This window comes from Kocuria aegyptia (assembly GCF_039530085.1).
GTDB classification, from domain to species: domain Bacteria; phylum Actinomycetota; class Actinomycetes; order Actinomycetales; family Micrococcaceae; genus Kocuria; species Kocuria aegyptia.
In genome coordinates, this window is sequence record NZ_BAAAOA010000020.1 from 1 (window position 1) to 16,855 (window position 16,855).

The following is a 16,855-nucleotide window of genomic DNA, read 5'->3' on the forward strand; positions in this document are numbered from 1 at the left end:
GACCCCGGACCTGGCCCACGTCCACCTCTTCGACACCACCACCGGCACCCGCCTGCCCGACTGAGCCCGGTGCGTGCAGCCCGTGGACGCATCGGATGACGGCGTCACAGGAGGCAGGACAAGCACCTGTGCATGAGCGGAGCCAACGTTCGTCGGACTCCGCTTATCGACCAAGCGCCTCGCGGGAGGAGGTGTGCCCCACGGAATACTCCAGCCTCGCCCCGGGGTGTCCGTGACTCACGGATTCGTCGTGCATCCGCTGCACCCGGTCCGGGGTGCAGATCCACCGCAGGTATCCCAGTGCAGCTGGGAGCGGTGGGTCGTGGACGGAACGTACGGATCGCCCAGGGGCGCACCGGGGCGATCACTGCACGCCGTGTGACCTGATCCACCCGGGGGGGGCGGCGGAACCCACCGCGCCGTGCCCCGGCGAGCGGATCACTAGAGTTGATGGCCTATGACCTTGCGAGCAGAGGAGACCTGTGGAAGGCGCGCGACCACCGGTGAGCATCAAGGACGTAGCCCGTGAGGCGGGGGTGTCCATCGGAACCGTATCGAACGTCCTCAACCGCCCCGAGGTGGTCTCCGACGACCGCCGTCGCCGGGTGCTGCAGGTCATCAACGAGCTGGGATACGTCCGCAACGATGTCGCCCGCCAGCTCAAGGCCGGCCGCTCACGCACCGTGGGCCTCGTGGTGCAGGACTCGGCCAACCCGTTCTACAACGAGATCGCCCTGGGCGCGGAGACGGCCGCCGAGCGGCTGGGCCAGGCCGTGATCATCGGCAACGCGGGGCTCTCCCCCGAACGGGAGGGCCTGTACCTGAGCCTGTTCGAAAAGCAGCGAGTCCGGGGCGTGCTCGTCACCCCCCAGACCCCGGATCGGTCCCGCGTCGACGTCCTGCGCTCCCGCGGCACCCCGGTGGTACTGGTGGACGAGCACGCCGCTCCTGGCGAGTACTGCTCGCTGGCCGTGGACGACGTCGAGGGCGGACGAGCGGCGGTCGCCCACCTCCTGGGCATCGGCCGGCGCCGAATCGCCTACGTGGGCGGTCCCGACTCCCTGCACCAGGTGCGCGACCGCCGGACCGGAGCGCAACAGGCGATCGAAGCCGTGGTCGGTGCATCGCTGGAGTCCTTCGAGACCGCGGCTCTGACGGTGCTGGAGGGACGCAGGGTCGGGGAACAGGTGCTCGAACTGCCCCCGACCCGCCGTCCCGAGGCCGTGTTCGCCGCCAACGACCTGCTCGCCCTGGGCCTACTGCAGGCCTTCGCGTTCACCCACCGCATCCGGGTGCCTGATGACATCGCTCTGATCGGCTACGACGACATCGACTTCGCGACCTCGGCGATCGTGCCGCTCTCCTCGATCCGCCAGCCTGCCCGGCTGATCGGGCGCACCGCCGTGGAGCTGCTGGAGGACGAAATCACCGACCCCGACCACCACCACCGCCACGTCAGCTTCCAGCCCGAGCTGGTTGCCCGGGACTCGACGCGCTTCACCTCCTGAGCCGCCGGGCGGACCGGGTCGGCACCGGCCTCCCATGAGTCTCCGGCGAGCGGGAGCCGGTGGCGCAGCACCAGGACCCCATCGCCCGTGCCCCGGTTCCACCCGGCACAGCGGTCTGTGAGCCGGAAACAGCACCCCGGCGGCCCGGCCCATCCGCCGGCGCGTCAGGTTGGCGGCGACTTGCCGCGCCGTCCTCCTCGCGCGCAGCAAGGAATGATTCCGCTGTTCCCGGCAGAGCCTGGTGAGCAGCTCCGCCGTGCGCCAGCGCTGGAGCTCGATCGCGGCGCGGCCCGGCCACGTGAACTAGCCGGACGACGGCCACGGTGCTCGTGGACCGGCCGGAGCGCGCACCTGGGCGCACGGAGAATGCGCCAGCTGCCCGAGTCGCTCACCGCGCCGCGGGAGGTCACTGATCCCTGCGCGGCGACGCAGGAGCAGAGGCGGAGCTCAGGCTTCCTTGGGGATGATGATCCACAGGGCGATGTAGACCAGCTCCCCCACGCCCACCAGGCCGAAGACGACGAAACCCAGGCGCAGCAGGAACTTCGGCAGTCCGAAGCGCCCCGCCAGGGCCGCGCAGACACCGGCGATGAGCTTGCCGTTACGGGGGCGGACCAGTGCTGTGTTCATGCCCGGATTCTACCAACGCGCCCCGGGACACGCCCGGGGGCAGGGCCGCCCGGTCCGGGCGGAACGGACGGCCCCGGGCGGACGTCAGAGCTCGACGACGCCCTTGTCGCCCTTGATCGTGTCGCCGGTGACCTTGGCCTTCACGAGGTTGGCCACCTGGGTGACCTTGCCGCCGCCGGGGGTGTCCCAGTACTCGGCGGAGCGGCCGGTGACCTCGATGAGGACGTTGTCCGGGTTCTCCGGCCCGCCCTCGAGCCAGGAGCCGGTGAAGCTGTCCCACAGCTCCTTGAGCTTCGCCTCGTCGTTGAGCACGAGCGCCGTGCCGGTCAGCGAGACCCAGGCGCCGTTCCCGGCGTAGGCCACGTTCACGGCGGGCCGCTGCTGCAGGTCCTGGACCTGGTCCGAGGTGCGCTCGGCGATGAAGTACACGGTGCCGTCGAAGTCCACGTCCTGGGTGGCCATCGGCTTGGAGATCAGGTTCCCGTGCTCGTCCGCGTGGGTGAGCATGGCGATCCGGGTGTCCTTGATGAGCTGGCGCACCTTGGCGGTGCCGTCGTTCTGGTCGGTCATGGGGAGATCCCTTCTGCGTTCGACTGCTGAAGTGCTCGGCGACTGCTCCGCCGACCGGGCTGCCGGTCCGCGGCGCGCAGGGCCAGTCTATGGACCCGGGGGGCGTCGGACGAGGGGCGCCTCGAGGAACGGGCACGGCCGGGCCGCCGGGGAGCACGGCCACCATGGCAGGGCCTACCGGCCGCCCCGGGCCTCGGCGGCGATCCACCGGCGCGGGCCCCGCAGCCGGAGGGCCCGGGCGGCGGGGCGGAGGCGCTGCGTCATGGTCGCTCTCGGCCGGACGGGACGGTCTTCCCACGGTGCCGTGGAGGGCGGTCCCGCACCAGCGCGGGGACCAGCCGGACCAGCAGCACCATCCCCACCAGCTCGACCAGGGTCTGGGTGACGACGACGAACGGCGTGAGCGCGAGCCGCTCCGGCAGCGCCAGGGCCAGCGGGAGCACCACGAGGGAGTTGCGGGTGGCCCCGCCGAAGACCAGGGCCCGGGACACGGGCACGTCCAGGCGGGCAAGCCGGGCGGCGAGGACCCCGATCGCGACCATGACCGCCAGGAAGCCGGCGTAGAGGGGCACGACCGCCGCGAGGTCGGCCAGCTGCTCCCCCACCCCGCGCACCTGCGAGGCGATCACGGCGAACAGGGTCAGTGCCATCAGCGGCACCATGGCCGCGGCCGTCGCGGACTCCAGCCGCCGGGCCGCGGTGGAGGTGGACGCCGCCCGCTGCACGATGGCCGCCGCGGCCAGGGGCAGCAGGATCAGCAGCACGAAGGCCTCCACGAAGGGGCCGAGCTCCACCAGGGCGACCGCCTCCGGGCCGGCGAGGAGCAGCAGGTAGACCGGCAGGAGCAGCATCTGCCCGAGCATCAGCAGCGGGGCGGCCGCCAGCAGCCGGTCGGCGGCGCCCCCGGCGAGGCCGGTGAAGACGATGACGTAGTCCACGCAGGGGGCCAGCAGCACGAGCAGCACGCCCAGCAGCAGCGCCTCGTGCCCGGCGACCGTCCGGGACAGACCGAGGACCACGACCGGGACGACCGCGAAGTTGACCACCAGCAGCGCCGTGAGGAAGCGGAGGTCCGTGAAGGCCCGCCCCCAGGACGCGAACGGGACGGCCAGGAACGTGGCGAACAGCAGCAGCACCAGGACCGGGGTGATGGCCGGGGCGAGCGCGGGGGCTCCGGGCACCGCCCAGCCCACCAGGAGCGCGGCCGCGACGGCGGCCAGGTACAAGGCCACCTGGTGGCGCTGCGCCCACGCGGCGGCGGTCGGTGCTTTCACCCGCCCCAGCCTAGGTGCAGGCCGTCAGGGCGCGTCCGCAGTCGTCGTGGCCGAGGGGGCAGCTCCGCCGCTGGACCCCCCAGGCCAGCGCCCGTCCCGACGTCCGTGGTGGGCGGCGCACCGGGGCCGCGCCCGGACACCATCCGGTCGTCGATGGATGCCGTGAGGGCGCGGAGCGCGAAACAGCAGTAGGCTGTCCACAAGAGGGGTCCGCGAGACTAGGCGCTTTCTTCGCTGACGGAGTCGGCAGCGGCCACCGTGCCAGCCCGACCACCTCTGCCGAACGGCGCACGCGATGTTCCCCGAACCCTCTCCCGGCGGGCAGCCCGCCACACCCACCCACCTGACCGGCCTGCTCCTGTCCGTTCAGGACGTCGCCGCCGCGATGCACCACTTGGCCTGCGCCGCCCAGCAGGGGGTCCCCGACGCGTCCGGGACCGGGATCTCGCTGCTGGACGAGGACGGCACCGGCAGCGTCGTCGCCTCCACCGGCACGGCCGCGGGGGCCGCCGGCGCTCTGCAGCACGGACTGGGAACGAGCCCCTGCCTGAGCGCCCGGACCACCGGAGAGGTCCAGCGCATCGACGACACCGGCACCGACTCCCGCTGGCCGAAATGGCAGTCGGCCGCGGCCGGGGTCGGGATCCGCTCGGCACTCAGCACCCCCCTGGTCCGCCGGGGTCACCGCCTGGGCGCACTGACGGTCCACGCCAGCACACCGGGCGCCTTCGGGGCGGCCGAGGAGCGGCTGCTGGGCCTGCTGGCCGATGCGGCGGCCACCCTGCTCGGGGCCGCCCACGCCGTCGACGCCCCGGTGCGCCTCAGCATCCCGTGGGAGGAGACGCTGGATCCGCGGGAGCTCATGGGTCTGGCCGCCGGTGTGCTCATGGCCCGCGACCAGCTGACCCCCGAGGCGGCACGGGCGGCGCTGGCCGAGGAAGCAGGCACGCAGGACCGGGGCGTGGCCGAGGTCGCCGCCGCAACGGTCGACGCCGCAGTCGGCCACGAACAGGCCCGTCGGCTGCAGGCCACGATGACCACGGCCTTCATCAGCCGGCACGACCTGTGGCTGCGCCACTTCAGCCTCGGTGGGAACGTCAAGGAGTTCGAGATCGACGCCTACCTGCACCAGGCCATGCTGCTGCCCCAGTTCCAGCGGGATCTGCTGGCCCACGCCGCCAACGACATCCTGGAGGAGATCGCCCCACCGCGGGCTTCCTACACCTCCGAGGCCCTGGCCGGCCTGGCCTCCTCGCTCAGCATCGGGGGGAAGGACGACGAGGCCTCCCCTGCCGCGGACGCCGAGGGGCCGGACCGCCGGGACCCTGACGCCCCCAGCCCCTTCCCGCGCCGGCCGTGACCACGAGCGCGCCCAGCTCCGTGGTCCGCCACGGCCTCGACCTGCGGCGCCCCTGACCGCAGGTCATCAGGTCCTGGCCGTGAGCAGAGCACGCTCGAGCTCCGCGGCGCGCCCGGTCACGGAGAACTCCTCGAGGTCCAACCCCACGGTGATCCGGAAGCGCGCGCCCTCCGGCGGAGCGGCATGAACACTCAGCTGCCCGATCCTCCGGAAGCTGTAGGCGGCGTGATCGGCCGAGGAGCACTTCAGCTGCCGGCGCAGGAGCAGCAGCCGGGAGGTGGTGACCACGACGAGGCTGCGGTGGCCGCGCCACCAGCCCGGCGTCAGGACCTGCACGGTCTCGGACGGGTCCAGCAGTTGCTCCACCCGCTGCAGGTGCTCGCGCAGGAGCAGGCGCTGGACCACGCCCAGGGCTCGGCGGGCAGTCTTGAGGTCCTCGCGCACAGCGCAGCCTTTCACTCGTCAACGAGCGGATCGGACGATCGTCCGGATCTGCGGCCGCTGCCCCGGCCGGCCCCTCCGGTGTCCGCGGGTACCGGCTCCCAGGAGGCCTCCGAAACTATGAACGGCAGAGGTGGCATTTGTAAAGACGTTCCTCGGCAGAAATTCCTGCTGCAGCACGGTCCGCGTGGACCGTGGTCGATGGTGGTTCCGCGCCGAGCCCGACGGTGGGCACCGGGGCAGCTGGGCGGCGAGCTCGTCGGCGGGCCGGGCCGGGGCGTCCTGCTCCCCGACCGGCAGCGCCGGAGCGCCGTGCAGGCGGGTGTCGACCACCGCGCCGGCTCCCTCCGCACCGCGACCGAGGGAGCACACACCTGACGCCGTGGGTGCAAGCCGGCCCAGGCGTAGACTCGAAGGTGCTGGCGCCTCGTCGGGCTGGCTGCGCTCCGCGGGTCCGCGGACCGCACCTGCTACGGACGGACGCCCCCAATGTCAGCCCAGACCTCGGGCGGCACCGACCGCGACCAGCTCCCGGACCTGCTGCTGGACTCGGAGGACATCGCCGGGTTCCTCAGCGATTTCACCGCCACCCTGACCCGTCGCCTGGCCCCCGACGGCACCGGCACCTGGTGCGCAGTCACCCTGCTGCGCCGGCACAAGGCCACCACCGTGGCCTCCTCCAGCCCCCAGGCCGAAGCCCTGGACGAGACCCAGACCCGGTTCCGCGACGGCCCCTGCCTGACCGCCATCCGCGAGCACACCGTGGTGCGCGTGGGCGATGTGGCCACCGACACCCGGTGGCCCGGCTACTGCACCACGGCCGCCGGCCAGGGGGTGGTCTCGATCATCGGGGTGCCCTTCGAGCTCGGTGAGGAGGCCCAGGCCGGGCTGAACGTCTACTCCGCCCGGGCGCACGACTTCGATCCGGCCGCCGTCGCCGCCCTCCGGCACGAGGTCGCCGTGGCCTCCGGCGCCCTGCGCCTGGCCGTGCGCCTGGCCCGCCACCGGGAGACCGAGTCGGACCTGGCAGCGGCCATGGCCTCGCGCACCACCATCGACCTGGCCGTGGGCATCATCATGGGCCAGAACCGGTGTTCCCAGGAGCGGGCCTTCGAGATCCTGCGGGCCGCCTCCAGTCACCGCAACCGGAAACTGCGCGACGTGGCCGCGGACCTGGTGACCACCGTGGGCGCAGGCCCGGCCATCACGCACTTCGACGCCTGAACAGCATCTCGGGCGGACCCCGCAGCGCTGGTCCTCGTGCGCAGGAGGGCAGTCGGTGAGCTTCCTGGCGCCGGAGCAGAAATGCACTAGCATCATTTGATGGTCCAGCAGCAGGCCGTGACACCTTCGTACGCAGAAAGCTGCTGTTGTGGACCACGAACTCTGTGCGACCGCCCCTGAACCCAGGAGGATCCGGGACCTGGTCACCGGGCACCTCCCCGAGACCGTCCCGCCCGTGGGGCATCGACTGGTCCACCGGTCCGCGGCCGGTGCCCCCGACATCCGCACCGCCGGTGAGGCGTCCGCGGTGGCGCGCCGGGCCGGTGCGTCGAGGCGCTCCCGCGGCGGTGCCCGATGGTGAGCACGCCTCCTCGCAGCAGCACCCCTGTCCGGCGGGCCGAACTGACCGAGCTGCTGACCGGGCTCAGCCGCGCCTTCCGGACCGCCCCCGGGAGTGCGGCGGTCGACGCCGTGGCGCAGTCATCGATCGTCCACGTCCCCGGGTGCCGGTGGGCGGCCGTGACCACGCTGCGGCAGGGACGGGCCCACACCCTGGCGGTCACCGGGGAGCCGGCCGCCGAGGCCGAAGCACTCCAGCACGAGCTCGGGTCGGGGCCGAGACTGGACCCGGCCCTGGAGGGTCAGCCGCACGTGTCCGCAGACCTGGGCCAGGACCGGCGGTGGCCGGTGTTCGGGCGCCGGGTCCAGGACCAGCTGGGGATGACCGGCCTGCTGGCCTACCGGATGCCTCTGCCCGGAGACGTGGAGACGACCGTGGGACTCACCCTGTACTCCGACACCGCCGACGCGTTCGACGCCCGGACCCTGTGGGCCGGTGGGGTGCTGGCCTCCCAGGCCGCCCTGGCCGTCGCCGGCCAGGTCCACCACCGGCACCGGGAGAACCTCGAACGCGCCCTGGCCTCCAACCGGGACATCGGAGCGGCGATCGGGGTGCTGATGACTCGCCACGGGATCCTCCGTGACGCCGCCTTCGACCTGTTGCGGGAGACCAGTCAGACCACCAACCGCCGGCTGGCCGAGCTCGCCGACGTGGTCCTCCGCACCGGGGAACTGCCCTAGTCCCCCTGGTGTCGCCCCGGTCGCGACGGGGCCGGGCGCGCCTCTTCCGCGAGAATGATCAGGGTACTGGCTATGTGCTCGGGAATTGCCTATGCTGGTCCCCGGTCGAGCAGCCGGCCCCGACGACCACAGGTGCGCAGGAGGCTGCTGCCATGACCCACAAGCTCTCCGTGACCGTTCAGATCGACCTGGACGGCAAGAACGTCAGGATCATGGCCACCGGGTGCCTGACCGAGGCCAACCAGCAGGCCCTGCCCCCGTTGATCGCCCGGGCGCGAACGCTCACCCCCGGCATCCGGGTCACTGTCGACCTGTCCGGGGCCGAGCACGTGGAGGCCGCCGGGGCGGATCTGTTGCGCTGGGCCATCGACCACGAAGGACCTCAGCACGGCTCGGTGGAACTGGTGCTCCCGGAGCCGTCGCCCGCTCACCTGGCCGCCCCGCCCGCCCGAGTTCGATGACGATCCGAGAGGAGACCATGTCGACCACCACGAAGTCCGGCAGCCACCCGGGCTATTTCGTCCGCTTCACGACCACCGCCGCCAACGCCCTGGGCCGGCCCGGGATGTTCCTGCTGGCCGCGGCCCTCATCGTCGCCTGGGCGCTCAGCGGCCCCTTCCTGGATTTCTCCGACACGTGGCAGCTGATCATCAACACGGTGACCACGCTGGTGACGTTCCTGATGGTGTTCATCATCCAGAACACCCAGAACCGCGACAGCGCCGCGGTGCACCTGAAGCTCGACGTGATCATGCGGGAGCTCGGGGTCCAGGACCCGGGCCTCTACGACGCGGAGAACCGCAGCGAGGCCGAGCTCGAGCGTGAGAACGAGCTCATCACCCCGCCTCCGCCCCGACGGTGACCGGCGCCCGCCCCGCCGGCGCCCTGCCCCGCGTCAGGAGCGGGTGAGGACGAACCCGCTCTTCGGCAGGGCGGGGAAGTGGTCCAGCGGGATGGACAGGTCCTGGACCGGCACCTGGAAGTCCGTGGTCACCAGCAGCCGGGTCGCGCGCTTGAGCAGCTCCACGGTGGACCACTCCCCGGGGCACCGGTGGTCCTCGCCGTGGCGGCCCGCGCCCTGGGCGATCAGCGACCAGGGGTGTTCCTCCCAGGACCAGCCCCGGAACCGCTCCGGGGCGAAGCTGTGCGGGTTCTCCCACAGCCGGGCGTCGTGACAGGTGCCGTAGAGGTCCAGCATCACCCAGTTGCCGGGCGCGAACCGGTGCCCGCGCCACTCGAACGCCTTCCGGGCACGGCCGGGCACGGCGGGGAAGAACGGGTAGTACCGGCGGACCTCGTGCACGAAGGCCTCCAGGTCGCTCTCGTCCCCGGCGGCAAAGGCGGCCCGCCACTGGGGGTGCTCTTCCAGCGCCACGGCGGCGAAGACGATGAACCTGGCCACCGCCACGGTCGGGCGCAGGATGTTCAGCAGTTCCACCGCCGCCACCTCGGGGTCGAGGAGCTCCCCGTCGAGGTCGCGGTGCTGGGCGAACAGGTGAACCGCGGTGCCCTCGGGTGCGGTCAGCTCTCCGGAGCGGAGGTCCTCGATGATGCCGGCGGCCCACCGGTCGGTGGCCTTCCGGCGGGCGCGGGCGTACCAGTTGGGTGGGCCGAAGCGGGCGGCGTTGTCGATCATCAGCCCGAACTCCCGGGTCCGCCGCTCCACCAGGTGCTCGGGCAGCGGCACGCCGGCCCAGGCGCAGGCGGTGCGGGTGAGGATCTCGCGCGCCTGCTCGTGGAGCACGACTCGCCGCTGCCCCTGCCACTGCTGCGCGGCCGCGTGCCACTGGACCTCGAACAGGTCCCCGAGCCTGGCCATCGCCTCCGGAGCCACCAGCGACAGGAACGCGGCCTTGCGGTGCCGATGGGCTCCCCCGTCGAGGGCATGCACGGACCCCGCGTCCTGGAGCAGGTGCTGCGCCGGCGGCGGCAGCGCCCCGACCCGGGTGAAACGATCGTGGGCGTAGAAGATCTCGGCGGCCTCGGCCCCGCGGATGAACGTGATCGGACGCAGTGCCAGGCGGCTGGTGAACAGGTCGGTGCCCAGCGCGTCGCACCGGGAGGAGATGAACGGGTAGCCCTCGCGCAGGAACGCGATCGTGCTGTCGAACGGAACAGCTTCCATGCGAGGACCTCCGACCGCCCGAGTGATCAGCAGGCTTTCGGATCACGCTACCACCGTGCCCGTCCCGCCGCGCCGGTGACGGCGGTGTCAAGACCGGTCGCCGGGGCCGCTCGGCGGTGGCGCTCCATGGCTCGATGTTCGGCGGGTGCTGCCACCACGGACAGTCCCGGCGGTGTGAGCAAGACCACCACCGGAGCCCCCGCGCATGCCTCGGAACGGTCGGAGCAGGCGGCCGGCGAATCCTAGAATCGGGAGCGTGCCCCTCGACCTGCAACTCATTCTGCTCAGTACGGCCCTGCTGCTGGCAGCCGCGCTGTGGCCGGCGCTGCACGAGGCCTCCCGTCGCCGGCAGCTGACCACGGCCGGTGGACGGAGCCGAGGCCCGGACGGGTCGCTGCTGAGCTTCCTGGGGGCCGTAGCGCTCGCCACCGCCGCGATGACCCTGATGGTGACCGCCCGCTTCCTCTGACTGCCGGTCACGGCGGCGCCCGTGCGGTGCGACGCGGAGGGTGCCCACGTGGCCCGGAGCCTCCGGCAGGGTTCCCGGTGCGTCCACCGTCCGTGCACCCGGCGCTCACCGGACGGTCATGACCGTGGCCCAGGCTGGCGGCACATCGCGACCGGGAAGGGGTGGGCAGCTTGGCTGACACCGCATCGTTCATCGACGACCTCACCACCGTGCACGCCGGGCACCGGCTGGAGGCCTGGTCCGGCGGGGCGCTGCAGCACTTCGGCGTCGTGGAGGAGAAGCTGCCCGAGCTGGGCGTGCTGTGGATCCGCGAAACCGGCACCGGTCAGCGCAAGATGCTCGATCTGCTCGGCTACGACCTGCGCCTGCGCTGACCCCGCCGCCAGGCATCCGGACCGGGACGACCCGCTGCGGCGGGGAAGGCACCCGGTGACCGCTTTCCTCGGTTGCGGGGAGACCGTGCCGGAGGATTAGGATCATCGTTCGGTGGTCAAGCAGCCGGCTGCCCGGTGGCCCGCATCGGTGCCGCCGGACCTCACCTCCCGCAGCGTCCGCTCCCAGGGGCAGTGCCCCGCAGCAGTGGGCGCAGTCGGGGACGTGGGGGATGCCGTCCTGCTGCCCCGGCGCCTGCCCTCAGCGCTTCCCGCTGTGGTGCGCTGCGCCCTGAACCACCACGGAACACGACACATGATTGACTCCCCCGCGGGCGCCTCGACCCGCGACGTGATGCACGAGATGCTGCTGGACAGCGAGGACATCACCGATTTCCTCACCCAGTTCACCCGGATGATGGCCACGGCCCTGGCCGGTCAGGGGCAGGCCGTGTGGTGCGCGGTGACCCTGCTGCGGGAGAAGAGGGCCGCCACCGTGGCCTCCTCCGACCCCCGGGCCGAGGCGCTGGACGAGATCCAGTACACCTTCGGCAACGGCCCCTGCATGACCGCCGCCCGGACGCACACCGTGATCCACGTCCCCGACGTGACCACCGAGCACCGCTGGCCCGGCTACACCGACGCCGCCGCCCGGGCCGGGGTCGCCTCCGTGCTGGGGGTCCCCTTCGAGCTGGCCGGGGAAGCCAGAGCCGCCCTGAACATCTACTCCACCCGGACGGACCAGTACGACGAGGCCGCCATCGAGGCCATCGGACACCAGGTGGGCCTGGCCTCCAGCGCCCTGCGCCTGGCCGTGCGCCTGGCCGGCCACCGCGACACCGAGGCCGACCTGGCCGCGGCCCTGACCTCCCGGACCACCATCGACCTGGCCGTGGGCATCATCATGGCCCAGAACCGCTGCCCCCAGCAGCAGGCCTTCGACATCCTCAGGAGCGCCTCGAACCACCGCAACCGCAAGCTGCGGGACCTGGCCGCAGAACTGGTGACCACCGTGGGCAGCGGACCGGCCGAGACCCACTTCCACCCCTGACCGCCGGACGGCCTCGCCCCGGCGAGCCCCCGCCCTGCCGCCGGCTCGCCGGGATCCGGCCGGCAGGCCGGCGCGTGCCGGGCCGTCCCCCGGCCGGTGCGCAGGCCCGGCACCGCCCCAGGACGGCTCTCGGGCCCTCCGACCGCTGCGGTGCTCGCCCGTGGCCGGCCAGGAAGGGTGCCGTGCCCGAGGGGGCGCCGACCCCGGCCGGCACCCCCGGCCGGCTCAGTAGACCGTCTTGCCCGGCTCCACCTGCTCCACCCAGGCGAGCACCCCGCCCTCGAGGTGGCGGACCCGCTCCTCCCGCTGGGCGAAGAACGGCCGCAGCGCGGCGAGAGCGGTCGCGGAGCGGGCGCCGGCCTTGCAGTGCAGCACGAGGTCCGCGCCGCGGACCTCCGGCGGCAGGGCCTCCGCCCCCCGGTCCAGGAGCTCCTGCAGGGGCACGGGCACGGCGCCGTCGATGGACACGAGCTCCCGCTCCCAGTCCTCGCGCACGTCCACCAGGGCGAAGGACGTCTCCCCGCGCCCCCGGCGCTCGAGCAGCCGGGCCAGCTCGGGCGCCGTGAGCTGCTCGGCGGGGCGGGTGCCGGGCAGCGCGCGGACGGGCTCGGGCTCGGCCACCGCGGTGACCGGGGCGGCATCGGGGTCCGGGGCCAGGCGCATCTCGCGCCAGGTCATCGCGAGCGCGTCGTGCAGCAGCACCCGCCCGAGCAGGGGCTCCCCGGTGCCGGTGATGAGCTTGACGGCCTCCGTGACCATGACCGAGCCGACGGTCGCGGGGAGCATGCCGAACACCCCGCCCTCGGCGCAGCTGGGCACCTCCCCGTCCGGCGGGGCCTCGGGGTAGAGGTCCCGGTAGGTGGGCCCGTGCCCGGCCCAGAAGACGCTGACCTGTCCCTCGAAGCGCAGGATGGATCCCCACACGCAGGGGATCCCGGTCAGGGCGGCGGCGTCGCTGAGCACGTAGCGGGTCGCGAAGTTGTCGGCTCCGTCCAGCACCAGGTCGTACTGGCGGAGGATGTCCACGGCGTTGTCCGCACCCAGCCGGACGGGGTGGGTGCGGACCTCGACCAGCGGATTGAGGGCGGTGACGGCCTCCGCGGCGGAGACGGCCTTGGGGCGGCCGACGTCGGCGGTGGTGTGCACCACCTGGCGCTGCAGGTTGGAGACCGCCACGGCGTCGTCGTCGACGATCCCGAGGGTCCCGACCCCCGCCGCGGCGAGGTACTGCAGGGCGGGGGAGCCCAGTCCCCCGGCGCCGACGACGAGCACGCGGGCGTTGCCCAGCCGCCGCTGGCCCAGGGGCCCGATCCCGGGCAGGGTCAGGTGCCGGGCGTAGCGCTCGAGCTCCTCGAGGCGCAGCTCGGGGCCGGGCTCCACGAGCGGTGGAAGCGGGCTCACGGGCGCTCCCCCACCGGTGCCCAGTCCCCGCGCGGCACGTCCGCCGCGGCGGCGGACGTGCCGGCCTGCGCTGTGCCCGCGTCGATCCGCCCGGCCATCGGCGAGGACGCCTGGGCGTGCCGGCGGGCCGGGATGCGCCCGGCACCGGCCGCGAGCCGGCCGGCGACCACCGCGTGCCGCATCGCGGTGGCCATCGCCACCGGGTCCTGCGCGCGGGTCACGGCGCTGGCCAGCAGCACGGCGTCGCAGCCCAGCTCCATGGCCAGGGCGGCCTCGGAGGCGGTGCCGATCCCGGCGTCGAGCACCACGGGCACCGAGGCCCGGGAGGCGATGAGCTCGATGTTGTGCGGATTGAGGATTCCCAGTCCCGTGCCGATGGGGGCGCCCAGGGGCATCACGGCGGCCGCGCCGAGATCCTCCAGGCGGCGCGCCACGGCCGGGTCGTCGGAGGTGTAGGCGAAGACCCGGAAGCCGCGGGCCACGAGCTGCTCGGTGGCGTCGAGGAGCTCCACGACGTCGGGCAGCAGGGTCTCCTCGTCGGCGATGACCTCCAGCTTGACCCAGTCGGTCTCCAGGGCCTCGCGGCCGAGCTCGGCGGTGAGCAGCGCGTCCCGGGCCGTGTAGCAGCCGGCGGTGTTGGGCAGGATCCGGATGTCGTTGCGCTCGAGCAGCGCGAAGAGGGAGTCGCCCTGGCCGGGAGCGTAGCGGCGCAGGGCCACGGTGGTCAGCTCGGTGCCGGAGGCCAGCAGCGCCTGCTCGAGGGTGTGCAGCGAGCTGAGGCCGCCGGTGCCCATGATCAGCCGGGAGGACAGCTTCGTGCCGTCGAGCACGAGCGGGTCGGGGTGCGGGACGGTCACGTCAGCCTCCTTGGACGGCGGTGATGATCTCGACGGCCTGGCCCTCCGCCACGCGGGTCCGCTGCCAGCGGCTGCGGGGCACGACCGCGGCGTCCACGGCCACGGCCACCCCGAGGCGCCCGCCGTCCAGCGGGGCGCCGTCGGGGCCCAGCGCCCGGCCGACGGTCTCGGCGACGAGGTCGACGACGGAGGCCTCCTCCGCCACGCGGTGCGGGCGGCCGTTGAGGGTGATGGCGGTCATCGGGGGCTCCTGCTCCGGGGCCCGGGGCCGGCGGCGGCCGGCTCGGGGTCCCCTCGACGTGCCTCGACGGGTCGGTCGAAGCGGTGCGGGTCGGTGGTGGCGAGGTGCTCGGCGTCGGCGGACGGATCGGGACCGCTCCCTCCGGCGACCAGCTGCGCGGCGAGCCGGGCGGCCAGCGGGGCGAGCAGCACGCCGTGGCGGAAGTAGCCGGTGGAGACCACGAGCCCCGGCACGGGCTCGCCGTCCGGGTCGCGGACCCGGCCCAGGTACGGGATGTCGTCCGGGGTGCCGGGCCGGGCGCGGGCCAGCACCTCGATCAGCTCGAGCTCGGCGACCCCGGGCACGAGCGCCTGGGCGTCGCGCAGCAGCCGGAACACCCCTCCGGCGCTGGGGCCGGCCAGGTCGTCCTCGCGGGAGGTCGCCCCGATCACCACGGTCCCGTCGGCGCGGGGCACCAGGTAGACGGGCGCCCCGTGCACCAGGCCCCGGACGGTGCGCTCGAGCAGCTCCGGCGTCCCGGCGGGCACCCGGGCGCGCAGGATGTCCCCGTGCACCGGCCGCAGGGGCGGGTGCCAGCCCTCCGGCAGTCCCTCGAGAGCGCCCAGGCCGGCACCGGGGGCGAGGACCGTCCAGGTCGCGGAGACCATCCCGCCGCCGGCCAGGCGGGCGCCGGTCACGGCGCCCTCGGCGTTTCGGCGCAGCCCCGTGGCGAGGTCGTGGACGAAACGGGCCGGTCCGCCGTCGCGCGCGGCCGGCAGCCCGGACAGCTGCGGAGGCTCCGGGACCTCCGGGGCGACGAGGGCGGCGAGCAGCCCGGCCACGAGTCGGCGCGGGTCCACCTGGTGGTCGTCGGGGATCCGGAACGCGGCGGAGAGCCGTGGGCTCAGCGCGGGCTCGAGGGCCCGGGCGGCGCGCAGGGCGAGCTGCTCCACGGTCATGCCGTGGCGCAGCTGCAGCTCGCGGAGGTCCGTCAGGGCCTGCCGGTCGGCGGCGTCCACGCCGCAGAGCAGGGTCTCGGTGGCCCGGTGGCCCACCGTCCCCTCGGCGACCTGTTCGAGGGCGGCCACGAACGCCGGGTACTCGGCGGCCGAGGCGGTCATCAGGGGGTACAGGGGCTCCTGCTGGTACTGGACCTCGCTCACCGGGGCGAGCATCCCGGCCGCGGCGCGGCTGGCGCCGGAGCCCGGCTCGGGGTCCACCACGACCACCGAGCGGCCGCGGCGGCGCAGCTCCCAGGCGGTGGCCAGGCCGATCACCCCGGCGCCGACCACGGCGACGTCGGCCCGGACGTGCTCGGGCTGCCCGACCAGCGGGTGGGGCGCGGTCGTCGGGGCGGGGTGCGCAGAAGTCACACGGAACGTCCTTTCCTACGGCGGCATGACCCGCATCAGGTGTGGCGGTCGGCGCTGGACGCCCTCTCAGCCCCCGGTGGGGCTCCCGCAGAACCGCTGACCTATCATCAGCGTGTGACCCAGCATACCCGTGACACCTCCGCGCCCGCCGAGTCCTCCCTGCGAGACGCCCGGACGGCGCAGCTCCTCGCCGCCCGGCTGTACGTGTGCACGGACGCCCGCCGGGACCGGGGCGACCTCGAGGAGTTCCTGCACGCCGCCTACGCCGGTGGGGCGAACATCGTGCAGCTGCGGGACAAGAGCATCGACGCGGACGAGGAGATCGCCGCGCTGCGGCTGCTGGGCCGGGTCGCCGCCGAGTACGGCGCCCTGTTCGCGGTCAACGACCGCGCCGACATCGCCGCGCTGGTGGGCGCCGACGTCTTCCACGTGGGCCAGCACGATCTCACCCCCGCCCAGGCCCGGCGGCTGCTGGGCCCGGACGTGCTGATCGGGCGCTCCACCCACGACCTCGGACAGGCCCGGGCGGCGCTCGAGGACCCGGACGTCGACTACTTCTGCACGGGCCCCGTCTGGGCCACGCCCACCAAGCCGGGGCGCCCGGCCACCGGGCTGGATTTCGTCCGCGCGGTCGCCGGACTGACGGAGGCCCGGCTGGACGCGGACCCGGAGGTCCTGCCCGTGCCGTGGTTCGCCATCGGCGGCATCGACGAGCAGCGGCTCCCGCAGGTGCTGGCGGCCGGGGCGCGCGGCGTCGTCGTCGTCCGCGCCGTCACCGAGGCCCCCGATCCCCGCCTCGCCGCGGGGCAGCTGCGCAGCCTGCTCCCCGCCTGAGCCCGGCGCGGCCCAACATCCCGGCTCACCGCCGGTTCCCCGCCGCCGCCCAGCACGTTCTGACAGC

Annotated in this window: 19 protein-coding genes and 1 riboswitch; of the genes, 10 read left to right on the plus strand and 9 right to left on the minus strand. The window is 73.8% G+C overall.

The window, feature by feature from the left end:
* The first annotated feature begins 503 nt into the window (after positions 1–503).
* A complete protein-coding gene (locus ABD220_RS09760) occupies positions 504–1,508 on the plus strand; it encodes a LacI family DNA-binding transcriptional regulator (RefSeq protein WP_344122080.1) in 1,005 nt (334 codons plus the stop codon).
* A gap of 447 nt (positions 1,509–1,955) precedes the next feature.
* Here ABD220_RS09760 and ABD220_RS09765 read toward each other — a convergent pair whose 3' ends face one another.
* The 3 genes from ABD220_RS09765 to ABD220_RS09775 all read right to left on the minus strand — a co-directional run bounded on the left by ABD220_RS09765 (position 1,956) and on the right by ABD220_RS09775 (position 3,982).
* A complete protein-coding gene (locus ABD220_RS09765; protein WP_344122082.1) occupies positions 1,956–2,138 on the minus strand; it encodes a PspC domain-containing protein in 183 nt (60 codons plus the stop codon).
* 84 nt (positions 2,139–2,222) lie between these two features.
* Positions 2,223–2,708: a pyridoxamine 5'-phosphate oxidase family protein gene (locus tag ABD220_RS09770; protein ID WP_344122084.1), complete on the minus strand. Its 486-nt coding sequence runs from the start codon at positions 2,706–2,708 to the stop codon at positions 2,223–2,225.
* Between the two features lie 260 nt (positions 2,709–2,968).
* Positions 2,969–3,982, minus strand: coding sequence for a bile acid:sodium symporter (locus ABD220_RS09775; protein ID WP_344122086.1), 1,014 nt, complete (start codon positions 3,980–3,982; stop codon positions 2,969–2,971).
* A 295-nt stretch (positions 3,983–4,277) separates the two neighbouring features.
* On the opposite strand from ABD220_RS09775, the gene ABD220_RS09780 reads away from it, so the two are divergent.
* Positions 4,278–5,342 carry a GAF domain-containing protein gene (locus ABD220_RS09780; RefSeq protein ID WP_344122088.1) on the plus strand — a complete coding sequence of 355 codons (1,065 nt, stop codon included), beginning with the start codon at positions 4,278–4,280 and terminating at the stop codon, positions 5,340–5,342.
* A gap of 66 nt (positions 5,343–5,408) precedes the next feature.
* On the opposite strand, the gene ABD220_RS09785 is transcribed toward ABD220_RS09780, so the two are convergent.
* Complete coding sequence (locus ABD220_RS09785) at positions 5,409–5,786, minus strand: hypothetical protein (RefSeq protein WP_344122090.1); 378 nt, start codon at positions 5,784–5,786, stop codon at positions 5,409–5,411.
* Positions 5,787–6,272: 486 nt separating this feature from the next.
* Here ABD220_RS09785 and ABD220_RS09790 point away from each other — a divergent pair, with 486 nt between their 5' ends.
* From ABD220_RS09790 to ABD220_RS09805, 4 genes are all read left to right on the plus strand, one after another.
* The gene (locus tag ABD220_RS09790) at positions 6,273–7,007 is read left to right on the plus strand and encodes a GAF and ANTAR domain-containing protein (RefSeq protein WP_344122092.1); all 735 of its coding nucleotides are present in this window, start codon (positions 6,273–6,275) and stop codon (positions 7,005–7,007) included.
* 357 nt (positions 7,008–7,364) lie between these two features.
* Positions 7,365–8,087 carry an ANTAR domain-containing protein gene (locus ABD220_RS09795; protein WP_344122094.1) on the plus strand — a complete coding sequence of 241 codons (723 nt, stop codon included), beginning with the start codon at positions 7,365–7,367 and terminating at the stop codon, positions 8,085–8,087.
* Between the two features lie 152 nt (positions 8,088–8,239).
* The gene (locus ABD220_RS09800) at positions 8,240–8,548 is read left to right on the plus strand and encodes a hypothetical protein (protein ID WP_344122095.1); all 309 of its coding nucleotides are present in this window, start codon (positions 8,240–8,242) and stop codon (positions 8,546–8,548) included.
* Between the two features lie 17 nt (positions 8,549–8,565).
* Entirely contained in the window at positions 8,566–8,949 is a 384-nt protein-coding gene (locus ABD220_RS09805; protein WP_344122097.1) for a low affinity iron permease family protein, read from the plus strand.
* A 33-nt stretch (positions 8,950–8,982) separates the two neighbouring features.
* Here ABD220_RS09805 and ABD220_RS09810 read toward each other — a convergent pair whose 3' ends face one another.
* Positions 8,983–10,212: a cytochrome P450 gene (locus ABD220_RS09810; protein ID WP_344122099.1), complete on the minus strand. Its 1,230-nt coding sequence runs from the start codon at positions 10,210–10,212 to the stop codon at positions 8,983–8,985.
* A 256-nt stretch (positions 10,213–10,468) separates the two neighbouring features.
* On the opposite strand from ABD220_RS09810, the gene ABD220_RS09815 reads away from it, so the two are divergent.
* The 3 genes from ABD220_RS09815 (at position 10,469) to ABD220_RS09825 (ending at position 12,103) form a co-directional block, all read left to right on the plus strand.
* Positions 10,469–10,681: a hypothetical protein gene (locus ABD220_RS09815; RefSeq protein ID WP_344122101.1), complete on the plus strand. Its 213-nt coding sequence runs from the start codon at positions 10,469–10,471 to the stop codon at positions 10,679–10,681.
* Positions 10,682–10,851: 170 nt separating this feature from the next.
* Positions 10,852–11,055 carry a hypothetical protein gene (locus tag ABD220_RS09820; RefSeq protein ID WP_344122103.1) on the plus strand — a complete coding sequence of 68 codons (204 nt, stop codon included), beginning with the start codon at positions 10,852–10,854 and terminating at the stop codon, positions 11,053–11,055.
* Positions 11,056–11,368: 313 nt separating this feature from the next.
* Complete coding sequence (locus ABD220_RS09825; protein WP_344122105.1) at positions 11,369–12,103, plus strand: ANTAR domain-containing protein; 735 nt, start codon at positions 11,369–11,371, stop codon at positions 12,101–12,103.
* Positions 12,104–12,328: 225 nt separating this feature from the next.
* On the opposite strand, the gene moeB is transcribed toward ABD220_RS09825, so the two are convergent.
* The 4 genes from moeB to ABD220_RS09845 form a co-directional block, all read right to left on the minus strand.
* Positions 12,329–13,504, minus strand: coding sequence for a molybdopterin-synthase adenylyltransferase MoeB (moeB, locus tag ABD220_RS09830; protein ID WP_344122107.1), 1,176 nt, complete (start codon positions 13,502–13,504; stop codon positions 12,329–12,331).
* Entirely contained in the window at positions 13,501–14,298 is a 798-nt protein-coding gene (locus tag ABD220_RS09835; RefSeq protein WP_425552549.1) for a thiazole synthase, read from the minus strand. The genes moeB and ABD220_RS09835 overlap by 4 nt, the downstream gene beginning before the upstream one ends.
* Before the next feature lie 64 nt (positions 14,299–14,362).
* Entirely contained in the window at positions 14,363–14,602 is a 240-nt protein-coding gene (gene thiS / locus ABD220_RS09840) for a sulfur carrier protein ThiS (RefSeq protein WP_344122110.1), read from the minus strand.
* Entirely contained in the window at positions 14,599–15,954 is a 1,356-nt protein-coding gene (locus ABD220_RS09845; protein ID WP_344122111.1) for an FAD-dependent oxidoreductase, read from the minus strand. Before ABD220_RS09845 ends, thiS begins: the two co-directional genes overlap by 4 nt.
* A riboswitch (TPP riboswitch) is annotated at positions 15,950–16,053 on the minus strand. Its footprint overlaps the gene before it by 5 nt.
* A gap of 15 nt (positions 16,054–16,068) precedes the next feature.
* On the opposite strand from ABD220_RS09845, the gene thiE reads away from it, so the two are divergent.
* Positions 16,069–16,788, plus strand: a complete 720-nt coding sequence (gene thiE, locus ABD220_RS09850; protein ID WP_425552545.1) for a thiamine phosphate synthase — start codon at positions 16,069–16,071, stop codon at positions 16,786–16,788.
* Positions 16,789–16,855: the final 67 nt, after the last annotated feature.

What these genes read in the sequence shown, in the direction of transcription:
- ABD220_RS09825 (WP_344122105.1), top strand. Translation starts at nt 11,369, where the DNA reads ATGATTGACTCCCCCGCGGGCGCCTCGACCCGCGACGTGATGCACGAG.
- ABD220_RS09800 (WP_344122095.1), top strand. Translation starts at nt 8,240, where the DNA reads ATGACCCACAAGCTCTCCGTGACCGTTCAGATCGACCTGGACGGCAAG.
- ABD220_RS09780 (WP_344122088.1), top strand. Translation starts at nt 4,278, where the DNA reads ATGTTCCCCGAACCCTCTCCCGGCGGGCAGCCCGCCACACCCACCCAC.
- ABD220_RS09835 (WP_425552549.1), bottom strand. Translation starts at nt 14,298, where the DNA reads ATGGGCACCGGCGGCCTCAGCTCGCTGCACACCCTCGAGCAGGCGCTG.
- thiS (WP_344122110.1), bottom strand. Translation starts at nt 14,602, where the DNA reads ATGACCGCCATCACCCTCAACGGCCGCCCGCACCGCGTGGCGGAGGAG.
- ABD220_RS09770 (WP_344122084.1), bottom strand. Translation starts at nt 2,708, where the DNA reads ATGACCGACCAGAACGACGGCACCGCCAAGGTGCGCCAGCTCATCAAG.
- ABD220_RS09805 (WP_344122097.1), top strand. Translation starts at nt 8,566, where the DNA reads ATGTCGACCACCACGAAGTCCGGCAGCCACCCGGGCTATTTCGTCCGC.
- ABD220_RS09810 (WP_344122099.1), bottom strand. Translation starts at nt 10,212, where the DNA reads ATGGAAGCTGTTCCGTTCGACAGCACGATCGCGTTCCTGCGCGAGGGC.
- ABD220_RS09790 (WP_344122092.1), top strand. Translation starts at nt 6,273, where the DNA reads ATGTCAGCCCAGACCTCGGGCGGCACCGACCGCGACCAGCTCCCGGAC.
- ABD220_RS09765 (WP_344122082.1), bottom strand. Translation starts at nt 2,138, where the DNA reads ATGAACACAGCACTGGTCCGCCCCCGTAACGGCAAGCTCATCGCCGGT.